The sequence below is a fragment of the Peribacillus frigoritolerans genome, from assembly GCF_040250305.1.
In the GTDB taxonomy this organism is placed as follows: Bacteria; Bacillota; Bacilli; order Bacillales; family DSM-1321; genus Peribacillus.
Genome location: NZ_CP158190.1, coordinates 5,208,334 through 5,223,847, shown reverse-complemented (window position 1 = coordinate 5,223,847; position 15,514 = coordinate 5,208,334). Strand labels below are relative to the sequence as shown.

Below are 15,514 nucleotides of genomic sequence, written 5' to 3'. Positions count from 1 at the left end.
TAACAGAGGAGGGATTTTTTTGTCTGATAAATCTAAAAAAACAAATGATGAATCGAAAGAAACATTAACGAACAGGCAAGGGCACCCGGTAACGAATAACCAGAGTATTAGAACTGTAGGGAACAGAGGACCTAGTACACTTGAGAACTATGATTTCCTGGAAAAAATCAGCCACTTCGATAGGGAGCGCATTCCTGAACGGGTCGTGCATGCCCGTGGTGCAGGTGCACATGGTTATTTTGTTCCGACCGGTAAAGCGGGGGACGAGCCTATTTCAAAATATACGAGAGCGAAGGTTTTTCAGGAAGAAGGTAAAAAAACCCCGGTATTCGTGAGATTCTCATCTGTTATTCATGGGGGGACGTCCCCGGAAACGTTACGTGATCCCAGGGGATTTGCCGTTAAATTTTATACGGAAGATGGCAACTGGGATCTTGTAGGCAATAACTTGAAAATTTTCTTCATCCGTGATGCCATGAAATTCCCGGATTTGATTCATGCCTTCAAACCGGATCCGGTCACGAATATTCAGGACGGCAGGAGGATTTTTGATTTTTGTGCGAGTTCGCCTGAAACATTCCATATGGTTACCTTTGTGTTTTCCCCATGGGGCATACCAGCTAACTACCGCATGATGCAGGGGTCAGGGGTCAATACTTATAAATGGGTGAATGAGGAAGGGAAAGCAGTGCTTGTCAAGTATCATTGGGAACCGAAACAAGGGATCAAGAACCTGACACAGCAAGAGGCCAATGAAATTCAAGCTACGAATTTCAATCATGCCACACAGGATCTATATGAAGCGATCGAACGCGGAGACTATCCTGAATGGGATCTCAACGTACAAATCATGAGTGATGATGATCATCCTGAGTTGGATTTTGATCCGCTGGATGATACGAAGATCTGGCCGAAAGATGAGTTCCCTTGGCTGCATGTCGGTACGATGGTATTGAATAAAAACCCTGAAGACTATTTCACTGAAGTCGAACAGGTTGCATTCGGCACAGGTGTACTAGTGGATGGGCTGGACTTTTCTGATGACAAGATGTTACAGGGACGTACATTCTCTTATTCCGATACACAACGTCACCGTGTTGGTGCGAATTATCTGCAATTGCCGATCAATGCTCCGAAGAAACGAACAGCCACGAATCAGACTGGCGGACAGATGCAATATGAAGTTGGCAGAGGCAGCCAAAGCCCCCACATCAACTACGAACCATCAACTGTCGGCGGCTTGAAAGAAGCTAAGCAGACGGGCAAGGAGTATACACCTATGGTGGAAGGGAAACTTGTTCGTGAGACAATCGATCGCCAAAACAATACGAAACAGGCCGGGGAAACATTCCGTGAATTCGAGGATTGGGAAAAGGACGATTTAATTTCCAATTTAGTGGCGGCATTGGCTCCTGCCGACAAGCGGATTCAGGAAAAAATGATAGCACTTGCCGAAGAGGCCGATGAAGAGTATGGCCGCAGATTGAAAGAGGGACTGGCCTCGGCTTCTGAACATACGGAATCTTCAAAACCACTTGGTGGGACGGATAACCCTGAGGACGCCGTTAGTAAAGGACATGAAGCGGATCCATATTGATTGGACTAAAAAAGAGGCAAACTTTCCTTTAAAGGGGTTTGCCTCTTTTTTTAATGGGCATAATTGATGGATGTGTGGAATGTTCTTCTGATGATGCCTTGAAAATCAAGTGGGAAATTGATTGGCAAAAAACTTGATAATCATTTAAACTGAAACTACTCTATTTTTCTCTTATAAAGGAGATGAAAAAATGATTAAATTTCTTTCTGCCCTTTTCCTTCCTTGTCTACTTGTCATGCTATTTTCAAGAGTCACCTATAACAATGTCGTGGGCCTTGTTTTAACTGTTGCCTTGATTACAGCTTCCGCATATAAAGGTTATACGCATACAAACTTATTGATCATCGTCGATGCCTTATCCCTGACAGTGGGATTTTGGTTATCAAAAAGAATGATGAAACGTACATCCAAGAGCGCCTGACACAAAAGGTGCTTTTTTTGTACCCAAACTTGTCATTCTCCTCAACACATCATGAAGCCATAAAACAAAAATAGAATGGATGTTCGCTTATTGCTGGTTTGTTTTAAGGCTATTGTGGTAGAATGTGTATATATGCTTTATCAAACCGGAATAAATAGAAGGGATATAGGCATGTCCCGTTTTCATATAAAAATATTTCAATAGGAGGCTATGCTTGGTGAAGGATAAGTTTGAGTTAGTCTCAAAATACTCTCCTCAAGGAGATCAGCCGGCAGCAATTGAAATGCTGGTCGAAGGGATTAAGGAAGGCAAGGAAATGCAGACGTTATTGGGGGCAACGGGGACAGGGAAAACGTTCACCGTTTCCAATGTGATTCAAAGAATCAATAAACCGACTCTTGTCATTGCCCACAATAAAACGTTGGCAGGGCAGCTTTATAGTGAGTTCAAAGAGTTCTTCCCTAATAATGCCGTTGAGTACTTCGTTAGCTATTATGATTACTACCAGCCAGAGGCTTATGTTCCATCCACGGATACATTCATCGAAAAAGATGCAAGCATCAATGATGAAATCGATAAACTGCGTCACTCGGCAACCTCGTCCTTGTTTGAAAGGAAAGATGTCATCATCATTGCCAGTGTTTCGTGCATATATGGACTCGGTTCTCCTGAAGAGTACCGGGAGATGGTCGTTTCCCTCCGAACAGGAATGGAGATAGACCGGAATGCCTTGCTGCACAGACTCGTGGATATTCAATATGAACGTAATGATATTGCTTTCCAACGGGGGACCTTCCGCGTTCGCGGCGACGTGGTCGAAATTTTCCCGGCCTCACGTGATGAACATTGCGTACGGGTAGAGTTTTTCGGGGATGAGATTGACCGTATTCGTGAAGTCGATGCCCTGACTGGCGAAATTACCGGTGAACGAGATCATATCGCCATTTTCCCGGCTTCCCACTTCGTAACCCGCGAAGAGAAAATGCGGATAGCCATTCAAAATATCGAAACGGAACTGGAAGAGCGATTGAAGGAATTAAGGGAAGATGAAAAACTCCTTGAAGCGCAGCGCTTGGAGCAGCGGACCCGTTATGATCTGGAAATGATGCGGGAAATGGGCTTTTGTTCAGGGATCGAGAACTATTCCCGCCATTTAACCCTTCGTCCCTCAGGTGCAACACCATACACTTTAATAGATTACTTTCCAGAGGACTTCCTATTGGTTGTGGATGAATCACACGTAACCCTTTCGCAGATCCGCGGAATGTTCAATGGAGATCAGGCGCGTAAGCAAGTGCTCGTCGATCATGGCTTCCGTCTGCCGTCTGCGAAAGATAACCGGCCGCTAAGGTTTGAAGAATTTGAAAAAAAGGTCCATCAATCCATATTCGTTTCGGCAACTCCGGGACCATATGAACTCGAACATACGCCAGAAATGGTTCAGCAGATCATCCGTCCTACCGGATTGCTGGATCCGACGGTGGAAGTGCGGCCGATTGAAGGGCAAATAGATGACCTGATCGGTGAAATACAGGAGCGCGTCAAAAAGAACGAGCGTGTGCTCATAACGACCTTGACGAAAAAGATGTCTGAGGATTTAACTGATTATTTAAAGGAAATCGGCATCAAGGTCCAATATCTTCATTCGGAAGTGAAGACCTTGGAAAGGATAGAAATCATCCGGGAACTTCGAATGGGCAAATATGATGTTCTTGTTGGGATAAATCTTTTAAGGGAAGGCCTCGATATTCCGGAAGTGTCGTTAGTGACCATTCTGGATGCCGATAAAGAAGGTTTCCTTCGCTCGGAACGTTCGCTTATTCAAACGATGGGCCGTGCAGCCCGTAATGCCAACGGCCACGTCATCATGTATGCAGACCGCATCACGAATTCGATGGAACTTGCCATCAATGAAACGAGGCGGCGCCGTGAAATTCAGGAAAATTATAATAAAGAGCATGGAATAATGCCTCAAACCATTCAAAAGGATATCCGCGACTCCATAAGGGCGACTCATGTAGCCGAAGAAGGCGAAGAGTATAAGGAAGATCTTGCACCAAGCCTTGCGAAGCTCCCTAAAAAAGAGCGTTTAAAAGTGATGGCAAGCATGGAAAAAGAAATGAAGGAAGCGGCAAAGGCACTGGACTTCGAGCGAGCTGCCGAGCTGCGTGATTTATTACTAGAGTTAAAAGCGGAAGGGTGACGAAACATGGCAATGGATAAAATTGTGATAAAAGGCGCCAGGGCCAACAATTTAAAGAATATTGATATCACGATACCGAGAGACAAACTTGTTGTGCTGACCGGATTATCCGGATCTGGGAAGTCTTCCTTGGCTTTTGATACGATTTATGCAGAAGGGCAAAGACGTTATGTAGAATCACTGTCCGCTTATGCTCGTCAATTCTTAGGCCAAGTGGATAAACCGGATGTCGATGCGATCGAAGGTTTGTCACCAGCCATTTCCATAGACCAGAAAACGACCAGTCGGAATCCTCGTTCAACCGTAGGGACTGTTACGGAGATCTATGATTATTTAAGGCTGTTATTTGCACGGGTCGGCAGGCCGACCTGTCCGATCCATAATATTGAAATCACCTCACAAACGATCGAACAAATGGTGGACCGCATTCTTGATTACCCTGAGCGAACCAAGCTTCAAGTATTGGCACCGCTAGTCTCAGGCAGAAAAGGGACACATGCGAAGGTTTTGGAGGAAGTTAAGAAACAAGGATATGTCCGCATTCGTGTGAACGGGGAAATGCATGATCTCAGCGATGAGATCACTCTCGAAAAAAATAAAAAACATTCGATTGAAGTCATCATAGACCGGATCGTCATTAAAGAGGGTATCATGGCCAGGCTTGCAGATTCATTGGAAAGTGCTTTGCAGCTTGGCGAAGGCAAAGTCATCATTGACGTCATGGGTGAGGAAGAGCTGCTGTTCAGTGAACATCATGCTTGTCCATACTGCGGATTTTCGATTGAAGAGTTAGAGCCTAGAATGTTTTCCTTCAATAGTCCGTTTGGGGCCTGCCCGGATTGTGATGGCTTGGGGGCAAGGCTTGAGGTGGACCGTGATCTGGTCATCCCCAATAACGAATTAAGCCTCCGTCAACATGCAATTGCGCCATGGGAGCCGACGAGTTCTCAATATTATCCTCAGCTCCTTGAAGCGGTGGCAAACCATTATGGGATAGATATGGATGTGCCCGTTAAAGATTTACCGGAAGAGAAGATGGATAAGGTCTTGCTTGGTTCAGGTAAAGATAAGATATATTTCCGGTATAAAAATGATTTTGGAAGAGTGCAAGAAGGATATATTCCTTTTGAAGGAGTTTTAAGAAACATCGAAAGGCGCTTCAAGGAGACGAGTTCTGACTTTATTCGTGAGCAAATGCAGAAATACATGTCAGAACATCACTGTCCTAGCTGTAAGGGTCATCGATTGAAAAAAGAGAGTCTTTCCGTGCTCATTCAAGGTGTCCATATAAGTGAAACGACAGCTTTATCAGTGGAGGATGCGTTAGTATTTTTCGATAAGCTTGATTTGACTGAAAAAGAAGCTGCAATTGCGAGATTGATTTTACGTGAAATTCGTGAGCGGCTTGGTTTCCTGGCTAATGTAGGTTTGGAATATTTGACGTTGAGCAGGGCAGCGGGAACATTATCAGGCGGTGAAGCGCAGCGTATAAGATTGGCGACACAGATCGGTTCCCGATTGACGGGAGTCCTATATATTTTGGATGAACCTTCAATAGGGCTGCATCAGAGGGATAACGATCGATTGATCGAAACATTGAAGAATATGCGCGAAATCGGCAACACACTCATTGTTGTCGAGCATGATGAAGATACGATGATTGCTGCGGATTATTTGATCGATGTTGGTCCTGGAGCAGGAGCGCATGGAGGGGAAATAGTGGCCGCTGGAACTCCGGAAGAGGTCATGAATAATCCTAAATCCTTAACGGGGCAATATTTAGCAGGGAAGAAATTCATTCCATTGCCATTGGAACGCCGGAAAAATGATGGCCGTGTCATTGAGATAAAAGGTGCCAAGGAAAATAATTTAAAAAACGTTAATGTGAAATTCCCGCTTGGGGTCTTTACAGCCGTAACGGGAGTCTCGGGATCAGGGAAAAGTACATTGGTGAATGAGATCCTCCATAAGTCATTGGCTCAAAAGCTGAACCGGGCAAAAGCCAGACCAGGCGATTTCCGTGAAATCAAGGGGATTGAGCATTTAGATAAAGTCATTGATATTGACCAATCACCAATCGGCAGGACCCCACGATCCAATCCAGCTACCTATACGGGTGTATTCGATGATGTTCGTGACGTGTTTGCCTCGACTAATGAAGCTAAGATCCGCGGTTATAAAAAAGGAAGGTTCAGTTTCAATGTGAAGGGCGGACGCTGTGAGGCATGCCGTGGTGATGGCATTATCAAGATTGAAATGCATTTTCTCCCAGATGTCTATGTCCCATGTGAAATCTGTCATGGTAAACGTTATAACCGGGAAACTCTAGAAGTGAAATATAAAGGGAAAAACATATCCGACATTCTCGATATGACAGTCGAGGAAGGCGTTAGTTTCTTTGAAAATATCCCAAAAATCAAACGGAAGCTACAAACGATTTATGACGTTGGTTTGGGTTATATCAAGCTCGGACAGCCTGCCACCACTTTATCAGGCGGTGAAGCGCAAAGGGTGAAACTTGCTTCTGAATTGCATCGCCGATCCACTGGGCGCTCCTTCTATATCTTGGATGAACCAACTACCGGTCTACATGTCCACGATATAGCAAGGCTGCTCCAGGTTCTGCAGCGGCTGGTTGACAATGGGGATACCGTTTTGGTGATCGAGCATAATCTGGATGTCATCAAGACGGCGGACCATATTATTGACCTGGGACCGGAAGGCGGAGATAAGGGCGGTACGATCGTCACTTATGGAACACCTGAAAAAATATGTGAAGTTTCCGAATCGTACACGGGAAAATACTTAAAACCTGTACTTACCCGTGATCAAATCCGCATGGAAAATTGGATTGAAGAAAAAGAAACGGAGCATGAACATGCTTAAAAGAACAAGCCATCAGGCTTGTTTCAGTTTGGAACCCAAATCCGGAATGGTCTGATCCTAACCATGATTTTAAAACAAAACTTGATTATCCTTAGTGGTTTTTTACGGTAATCCTTAATGGATTGAAGAAATTTGCGACACTCCTGCCGAATAGCTGGCTAGCCAAGACCCCACAGCCGCTTGCGGTGAGGAGGCTTGGCAGACAGTCGGCGGAAAGGGAGCGGATTTCTGAAATCAATGGAACGGGTTTTTATAAAAAAACTGCAGGCAAACTCGTTTTCTTTGAATTTGTCTATAGTCTGGAACAAGCCATCTGGCTTGTTTTTTTGTAGAAAAATGACGGTGTGCATTTAATCAATCATTTGATTAAAGAATAGGAAAAGGAGATATTTCCGGGGAAATCATACATCTTCCTTTTCGGAAATTGTCATTTTCCTTTGTCGAATGATGGGAAAAACGGTATTTATGAAACTTTTTAGATATCTAGGCGTATGTATGAATAAAATGATAGAAGAAAGCGAGGAATGTTCATGCAGGAGGAAAGAAAGAAGATTTTAGAAATGATTCAGGATGGAAAATTATCAGCGGAAGAAGCCATGGGCCTTTTGGAAGAATTAGATAAAGCCAGTCAGGAAAGTGAAGCTAAGGAGCAGAAATTGCAAAACGAATTATCGACGGTAGTCGTGGATAAGAAAAGCGAAGGAAGCACTCAGGATACGTTTAAAAAGAATATCCAGTCATCGAAAGAAAAGATTATTGATTTCGTTGAAAGTGCTTTTAAGAAAATCAAAGAAACGGATCTTGATTTCAATTTCGGGAAATCTGTGGAGGTCAGTCATATTTTCCAGCATGATCATGATTTCCTGGATGAGGTTGATGTAGATATAGCAAATGGGAAAATAAAAATCGCCGCATGGGACCATAATGATGTCCGGGTTGAGTGCCAAGCTAAGGTATACCGTGTGGAAGAAATAGAAGAAGCCAGGAAAAACTTTTTGGAAGAAGTCGATTTCACGATTGAAAATGGAAAATTGAAGTTCAAGGTTCGTGAAAAATCCATAAAGGTTGATACGATCATGTACATTCCAAGGAAGGAATATGAGGACATTCATGTAAGGATGTTCAATGGCGCAATCACGACTGAATCACTGAAATCAGAGAAGCTTAAAGCGAAAACGGCGAATGGTGCCATTCATATCATGCAGGGTACGGGTGATTTCTGTGAGCTTGAAACAGGTAATGGGATGATCACCATTTCAGATACCAACTTTAATGACTTGGAAGCCGAGACCCTGAATGGAGCGATTAATGCCGATGGATACTTCAAGAAATTGGATGTCCAAACGTTCAATGGGGAAATCATCTGTACGAATTCAGGGATGGATTGCGATTCGATCCATGCTAAGTCAGTCACAGGAAAAGTCCAGCTGACCCTGCCGCCAGGTAAGGCGATCGAAGGAGAATTGAAATCAAATTTAGGAAGCTTTAATGTAACTTTGGAAGGGATGACAATCATCGAAGAGAAAAGTGATGTGGTTCAGAAGGTCCTTAAGTTTAAGACGGTTAAAGAAGTGGTTCCTGTGCTTCATGTTTTTGCAGAAACCAAGACTGCAGCGATAACGGTTTCCTGAAGAAAGGGAAAACCCGTTGATACCACTGGCGGCTCAAACTGTAGGCAAACTCGATGGAAAACGAGTTTGCCTGCATTTTTTTATGGCTTGTTCTCTAAATTTAATAACAAGGTTGATTGAAGAGGAAGGTACGAGACTCCTGCTTAGAAAAGCGCGTCTAGGGGAGACCCCGCAGACGCAAGCCGAGGAGGCTCCACGACCGCCCGCGGAAAGCGAGTTTCTTGAGCGGAAATCAACATCCAATTTTTGTATCGAAACCATACCTCAGGAGTTGCTTTGGAGTTGGTTCGGGAACATCATTTGATGAAAGATACGTTTCCAATCCTTTTTGTCTGCAAAGTGAGCCTGCCAATATAAATGGGGGGCTTTCTTTTATTGATGTAATGTTCCTATCATCCTTTTTTGTTCACGTGGCCAATCCGGGTGAAGTGAATAAAAAAACAATAAATCGATAATGCTTTGTTTGGTTATTAACAGAAAAATGCTAAAATAGAAAAAGTATCTCAAAAAATAGCATCGCTCCTAAAGGAGGAAAGATATATGGCAAAAGTCCGTACAAAGGATATAGTAGAAGCGTTCGGTCTAGAACTTATCAGTGGGGAAGAAGGAATTAACAGACCGATCGTCACGAGTGATTTATCTCGTCCCGGACTTGAAATAGCCGGTTTTTTTGATTATTATCCCGCAGATCGAGTACAGCTTTTAGGTATGACGGAGATGTCCTTTTTTAATCGGCTGAATGAACCGGATCGAGTACAGAGGATGGAAGAGTTATGCAGGGACTTTACTCCAGGCATCATCATTACGCGTGGTCAGGAAGTACCGATAGAATTGATCGAAGCTTCTGAGCGGGAATCCGTTCCTGTGATGAGATCTAATATGAAGACAACAAGGTTATACAGCCGTCTGACCAATTTCCTGGAAAGCAGGTTGGCACCAACCACTGCCGTTCATGGTGTATTGGTGGATATCTATGGGTTAGGTGTGTTGATCACCGGGAAAAGCGGCGTCGGTAAAAGTGAGACAGCCCTGGAATTAGTGAAACGGGGTCATCGTCTCGTAGCAGATGACTGCGTCGAAATCAGGCAGGAAGACCAAGATACGCTGGTCGGGAATGCCCCGGATTTAATCGAACATCTTCTAGAAATAAGAGGATTGGGAATCATTAATGTAATGACACTTTTTGGAGCTGGCGCAGTCCGCAGCAATAAAAAGATCTCAATCGTCATCAATCTGGAACTATGGGAAAAAAACAAGCAGTATGACCGGGTTGGCCTTGATGAAGAAAAAATGAAAATCATCGATACGGAAGTGACGAAAATTACCGTGCCTGTCCGTCCAGGGCGAAATTTAGCTGTCATCATTGAAGTGGCAGCCATGAATTACCGCCTGAAGCGTATGGGAGTAAATGCAGCGGAACAGTTTTCTGATCGCTTGAACCATGCAATTGCAGATCCGGAACATGATGAATTTTAAAAGGTTATAAGAAAAGAGGGGACAAAATGGAACAAGGAATACAGCCGCTGAATCCAATTGCGATAGATCTAGGTCCCATCCAGGTACATTGGTATGGACTAATCATCGGTTTCGGTGTGTTATTGGGTCTTATTATCGCTTTAAGGGAATCTGAGCGAAGAGGTCTTGATAAGGAAATTTTTACTGACATGATTTTGTTTGCTGTCCCAATCGCGATCATTAGTGCACGTATTTATTATGTGATTTTCCAATGGGAGTACTATTCACAAAACCCAGGAGATATCATAAAAATATGGAATGGCGGAATTGCCATACATGGTGCGTTGATCGGGTCGGTACTGACTGCAATCGTGTTTGCCAAGGTCAAGAAAGTCTCATTTTGGAAGCTGGCGGATATTGCTGCACCGAGCTTATTGTTGGGGCAGGCGATTGGCCGTTGGGGTAATTTCATGAATCAGGAAGCGCATGGGGGAGAAATAACAAGGTCATTCCTGGAAAATATGCATTTGCCAGAATTCATCATTAATCAAATGTACATAAACGGTACGTATTATCACCCGACCTTTTTGTATGAATCGATTTGGAATATCGTCGGTGTCATTATTCTCTTAAGTTTACGGAAAGTGAACTTGCGCAGGGGGGAACTATTTTTAACCTATGTAATATGGTATTCCATCGGCCGTTATTACATTGAAGGTTTGCGGACGGATAGTTTGATGCTGACGGAATCACTGCGTATCGCACAAGTGATCTCGATTGTGTTGGTAGCAGCAGCCATTGCTTTAGTGGTCTATAGAAGGGTCCGTGGGCATGCAGACAAAAGGTATTTAGATGCATAGGGAATATGTGTAAAGGGAGAGGGCATAGTGATAGTGGATTCGGTTAAAAAGGGACTTCTTTCAGGCTTGAATACAACCTGGTCTTTGGGAAAAGTGATATTTCCAGTTACTCTGATCGTTACTGTGCTTCAATATACACCTGTTTTGCCATTCATCATTAACTTGATAGCGCCTTTGATGAATCTCATCGGTCTTCCAGGAGATGCGGCAATTCCGCTCGTGTTAGGTAATTTCCTGAATTTGTACGCAGCGATCGCTGGCATATTAACGCTTGATTTGACTGTGAAAGAAGTTTTCATTATCGCTATGATGCTATCTTTTTCACATAATTTATTGATCGAGTCAGGTGTGGCGATGAAAACCGGTGTCAAGCTGTGGATCATCCTGACAGTACGGATCGGGCTTGCGCTTTTGTCAGCGGTCGTCATCAATCTTGTTTGGCAGGGCGGATCTGAAATGGCCCAAGGAGTGGCTATCGGGGAGGCAGCAGAGATTAACGGAGCGGGTGCAATCCTATTACATGGGATCATCCAGGCCCTTTCCGGAATTGCTCAGCTGGCAGTTATCGTTATTCCGCTCATGGTGGCGGTTCAAATCATGAAAGATCTAAAATGGCTGGAAGCCTTCTCGAAAGCCCTTGCACCCTTCATGAAGGTCCTGGGGATGAAGCCGAATGCTTCCATGCCTTTCGTTACAGGCCTGACTCTCGGTTTGGCATATGGGGCAGGGGTGATGATTCAAGCGGCTAAAGAGGATAATGTTTCGAAGAAGGATATGACGATTGCATTCATCTTTTTAGTTGCCTGCCATGCTGTTGTAGAAGATACACTGATTTTTATTCCGCTGGGGATTCCTGTCTTGCCGTTATTACTTATTCGGATACTCACTGCCATTGTTTTAACGATGGTCGTTGCGTATATATGGAATCGGGCTGACAGGGTACAGAGAAAGGAAGCTGTATATGAACAGTAACATAACTACATTATTATTTGATCTTGATGGGACGTTAATCAATACAAATGAATTGATCATCGCCTCTTTTACAGAAACGTTAAACCACTTTTGTCCTGGAAAGTTCAATCGGGAAGATATCATTCCATTTATCGGACCGACTTTGTTCGATACTTTCTCTTCCATTGATCCAAAACGAGTGGATGAAATGATCGCTTACTATCGGGAGCATAATTGGAGGAACCATGATTTGCTTGTCACACAATTTGACGGTGTGTTCGAAACCGTTCAAACATTGAAGCAGAGCGGCTATAAATTGGCAGTCGTTACGACAAAGAAGCGTGATGTCGTCGAAAAGGGCCTCTGTTTAAGCAAACTGGATCAATTCTTTGATGTGGTGGTCACACTGGATGAGGTGGAAAAAGCAAAGCCGGATCCAGAGCCTTTGGTAAAAGCTTTAAATCAACTCGGTTCGGTTCCTGAAGAAGCGATCATGATTGGCGACAGTTATCATGATATTCTGGGCGGGAAGAACACAGGTACAAAAACGGCAGGCGTCTCATGGTCCATTAGAGGCCGTGAATTCCTGGAAAGCTATCACCCTGATTATATGCTTGAACAGATGGCGGATTTATTGAATATCATTGAGGTTGAAAAGCTCACGGAGGCTAGAAAATGAGACGCACGTCCCGCTATCCAGTTGAAGGGGCTAATTCACTATGGCATGTATATAAGACCGTTCCATTCTGGAAAGTCGTCAAGAATTTTGTGGTGATACAGCTAGCGCGTTATACGCCTTTTCTGGGCATGAAGAATTGGCTGTACAGGACTTTTTTACATATGAAAGTCGGGAAGCATACTTCGTTTGCCTTGATGGTCATGCCCGATGTGATGTTTCCGGAAAAAATATCAGTTGGAAGAAATACTGTCATTGGCTATAATACGACGATTCTTGCTCATGAATATTTGATTCAGGAATATCGTTTAGGAGATGTAGTCATTGGGGATGAAGTATTGATTGGAGCCAATTCGACCATTCTTCCAGGACTTTCAATCGGAAATGGGGCGATTGTCTCTGCAGGTACACTTGTCCATAAGGATGTTCCAGAGGGAGCTTTCGTCGGGGGAAATCCAATGAAAATCATATATACCAAAGAAGAAATGCTTGAAAGGGAGCAGCAAACTTCCTTGTGAAAAAAAGGACTTGCCCATATATGCGGCAGGTCCTTTTTAATGGCATTTTGGGTATAACGGAGTCAGTTCATTCTTTAGATGCTCCATGACTTCGTTGATTGATATATATTCCTGGTTCACCGTCGCCTCATACGTTTCTTTTAAAACACGAAAAAACCTTTCCTGTGCCTGTTTATCCATATTGAGCTTGTCCTCCTATCATCTATTAAAGATTTATGAAGAGGGGGCTGAAAAACTTCAGCCCCATATCTCATTTATTTAATTCCGATTTCAATAAATCGGCAACCAATACGTACCGTTCCGGTGCACTACCAATATATGAAAAAGGATAGCAGGTTGTTACTGTAAGTGTGGCTTTAGGCTTGGGAACGATCACGGTCCGGTCATTTGCATCGACGATACGAACCTTCCTCACTTTATATGTAAACGTACCGGCTTCTGTCTTCGCAATCAGCAAGTCGCCTTCGCCAACTTCGCCTAGATCTCTGAAAATTGTATCTCGGTGACCGGATAAAACGGAATTATCCTTTTCACCTGGGAGGACGGAGCCCGCATAATGACCGACGCCCTTTTCGAGTTCATCTTCGTCCGTTCCGTGATAAATTGGGAGTGTTGCTTCAATTTTTGGAATATAAAGCTTACCCATCAAATCACCTGTCTCCGGTCGTTCTTCATATAGTTCAAGCCCATCGGGAATATTTGCCTTCGCCTTCGGTTCGGGGAGCTTAGCCGTCGCTTCCGTTGTGTCAGATTCATCCCATTTATACAGGGCATAGCCTTTTAACAGTGTATAGGCGTTTGTCGTTGTAAAATAAAAACCTAAGGATAAAAAGCAAACAGCAGTGACAAGTAACGATTTTTTCTTATGCCTGGATTGCCTATTTTTGCTCATCTTAATTAGTGAGTCTCGCTTTTCTGATCAATCCGAAAGCGATACCCATCAACACTAAACCGATTAAAGCACCGAATAAGTAATGACCGGCCGTTTTAGGAAGCACTCCGCCTTTTTCCGTTTTGTGTTCAGGTTTTGCGGGTTTCTTCTTTTCTTTTTTTACCTCAACCACTTGAGAAATGACCTTGGTGGACTGTTTAATGTCATTACCGGTTTCTTTCACTAAATCGGAACCGATCATTTTACCTGTCAATATAAAATCGAGCAAAAAATTGCCGTTTAAATCATAAATGGAAACTAGTAAACTAGCATTCGTTAATTCCTTAAGCTGGAATAAAGCCTCAAGGGATAGGTTTGTCGTGACACCATCCTGAATTAAGGCGAACTTGAATTGAATTTGCAGCAAGCTTTGAAGATCATTATAAATAGAAAGCAATTCAGCCACTTGTTCTGCAGACAATTCATCAATTGTTTCAAAATACTCAAGTTGATTCATTCTATCGGAGATCGTCATTAAACGAGCTTCAAAAGAAGGGTCTTCGATGATAGGCAAAAGATGGTTCATGAATCTGTCGAGCTCTTCGTCTGTTAGACCGATCTCAGTAAAGAGGCCATCCATTAAATCGATGATCTCTTCATCATAATTCATTTCTTCCTCATCATAATCCATTTCTAAATCGATGATATCCTCAATGTCGTAAATGAAATGGAAGGTATCGATGATGGAATCTCCCTCTTCCAGTTCGCCGTATTCTATTAATAATTCCTTAAGTTCAGCTTCTGTCATTTCATATTGTTTAAGTAGATTCTGTAAGGTCTCAGGAGTGACGGCCGGTCCTAATGTATCACGCAACTCTTCTACCGATTTCAGTTCATTCAATGTTAAGTCGTAATAGGATAAATACTCTTCCAATTCATCTTGTGTCATTCTAACTTCAGAAAGGTATGCATTAAGCTCATCCTGATTGATCTTAGTTGCGGCAAAACCAATCGTTCCGCTTGAACCCAGTGAAAAAAGAACGATAAGTGCCACAAAAAATGAAAAATATTTCTTCATTCCCATTTCCCCCTAAAATTTTATAATATTACCAAACTCCTGAATATTATAAAACAGCTAAACCAAAAGGTATACATTAATAACAATGAATGGCTAAAGATAGGAAGAATCATCTGGGTAAAAAGGTATAATTCCTTGCATTTGGACTTAAATCGATCATGAAGAATATTAAAGATAGCTGTGGTTTGAAGTAATGGAATTAGGCATATTTTCCTTGACGTAAGATGGGAGCGAGAGTAAACTATTAGTAACTTCAACCTGCTACCATATTAGCGAACTAAAGTAATTTAATAGATTATTGTGAGTATTTATATGATTATGTCATTTTATTTGATACTATTTTTATATGTTATCCGAAATTTGGATT

14 protein-coding genes are annotated in these 15,514 nt (G+C 43.0%); 11 read left to right on the top strand and 3 right to left on the bottom strand.

Annotated features, from left to right (window positions below; all coding sequences use genetic code 11):
- Positions 1 to 13: 13 nt before the first annotated feature.
- From ABOA58_RS25870 to ABOA58_RS25820, 11 genes are all read left to right on the top strand, one after another.
- Complete coding sequence (locus ABOA58_RS25870; protein WP_350302973.1) at positions 14 to 1,597, top strand: catalase; 1,584 nt, start codon at positions 14 to 16, stop codon at positions 1,595 to 1,597.
- Between the two features lie 190 nt (positions 1,598 to 1,787).
- On the top strand, positions 1,788 to 2,018 hold the full coding sequence (locus ABOA58_RS25865) for a CsbA family protein (RefSeq protein ID WP_101223739.1): 231 nt from the start codon (positions 1,788 to 1,790) through the stop codon (positions 2,016 to 2,018).
- 217 nt (positions 2,019 to 2,235) lie between these two features.
- A complete protein-coding gene (gene uvrB, locus ABOA58_RS25860) occupies positions 2,236 to 4,221 on the top strand; it encodes an excinuclease ABC subunit UvrB (RefSeq protein WP_350300551.1) in 1,986 nt (661 codons plus the stop codon).
- A 6-nt stretch (positions 4,222 to 4,227) separates the two neighbouring features.
- Positions 4,228 to 7,107: an excinuclease ABC subunit UvrA gene (gene uvrA, locus ABOA58_RS25855; RefSeq protein WP_350300550.1), complete on the top strand. Its 2,880-nt coding sequence runs from the start codon at positions 4,228 to 4,230 to the stop codon at positions 7,105 to 7,107.
- A gap of 122 nt (positions 7,108 to 7,229) precedes the next feature.
- A complete protein-coding gene (locus ABOA58_RS25850; protein ID WP_350300549.1) occupies positions 7,230 to 7,439 on the top strand; it encodes a hypothetical protein in 210 nt (69 codons plus the stop codon).
- 198 nt (positions 7,440 to 7,637) lie between these two features.
- Positions 7,638 to 8,738: a DUF4097 family beta strand repeat-containing protein gene (locus ABOA58_RS25845; protein WP_350300548.1), complete on the top strand. Its 1,101-nt coding sequence runs from the start codon at positions 7,638 to 7,640 to the stop codon at positions 8,736 to 8,738.
- Positions 8,739 to 9,278: 540 nt separating this feature from the next.
- Positions 9,279 to 10,214 carry an HPr(Ser) kinase/phosphatase gene (gene hprK, locus ABOA58_RS25840; RefSeq protein WP_137016681.1) on the top strand — a complete coding sequence of 312 codons (936 nt, stop codon included), beginning with the start codon at positions 9,279 to 9,281 and terminating at the stop codon, positions 10,212 to 10,214.
- Between the two features lie 26 nt (positions 10,215 to 10,240).
- Entirely contained in the window at positions 10,241 to 11,053 is an 813-nt protein-coding gene (gene lgt, locus ABOA58_RS25835; RefSeq protein ID WP_241593123.1) for a prolipoprotein diacylglyceryl transferase, read from the top strand.
- A 27-nt stretch (positions 11,054 to 11,080) separates the two neighbouring features.
- Positions 11,081 to 12,025 carry a nucleoside recognition domain-containing protein gene (locus tag ABOA58_RS25830; protein ID WP_350300547.1) on the top strand — a complete coding sequence of 315 codons (945 nt, stop codon included), beginning with the start codon at positions 11,081 to 11,083 and terminating at the stop codon, positions 12,023 to 12,025.
- The gene (gene ppaX, locus ABOA58_RS25825; RefSeq protein WP_350300546.1) at positions 12,015 to 12,683 is read left to right on the top strand and encodes a pyrophosphatase PpaX; all 669 of its coding nucleotides are present in this window, start codon (positions 12,015 to 12,017) and stop codon (positions 12,681 to 12,683) included. The genes ABOA58_RS25830 and ppaX overlap by 11 nt, the downstream gene beginning before the upstream one ends.
- Positions 12,680 to 13,198, top strand: coding sequence for an acyltransferase (locus tag ABOA58_RS25820; RefSeq protein WP_101223732.1), 519 nt, complete (start codon positions 12,680 to 12,682; stop codon positions 13,196 to 13,198). The genes ppaX and ABOA58_RS25820 overlap by 4 nt, the downstream gene beginning before the upstream one ends.
- A 36-nt stretch (positions 13,199 to 13,234) precedes the next feature.
- Here the strand turns inward: ABOA58_RS25820 and ABOA58_RS25815 are convergent, their stop codons facing one another.
- The 3 genes from ABOA58_RS25815 to ABOA58_RS25805 all read right to left on the bottom strand — a co-directional run bounded on the left by ABOA58_RS25815 (position 13,235) and on the right by ABOA58_RS25805 (position 15,147).
- A complete protein-coding gene (locus ABOA58_RS25815) occupies positions 13,235 to 13,378 on the bottom strand; it encodes a hypothetical protein (RefSeq protein ID WP_230176162.1) in 144 nt (47 codons plus the stop codon).
- 70 nt (positions 13,379 to 13,448) lie between these two features.
- Positions 13,449 to 14,090 carry a class D sortase gene (locus tag ABOA58_RS25810; RefSeq protein ID WP_350300545.1) on the bottom strand — a complete coding sequence of 214 codons (642 nt, stop codon included), beginning with the start codon at positions 14,088 to 14,090 and terminating at the stop codon, positions 13,449 to 13,451.
- 1 nt (position 14,091) lies between these two features.
- The gene (locus ABOA58_RS25805; RefSeq protein ID WP_350300544.1) at positions 14,092 to 15,147 is read right to left on the bottom strand and encodes a processed acidic surface protein; all 1,056 of its coding nucleotides are present in this window, start codon (positions 15,145 to 15,147) and stop codon (positions 14,092 to 14,094) included.
- Positions 15,148 to 15,514: the final 367 nt, after the last annotated feature.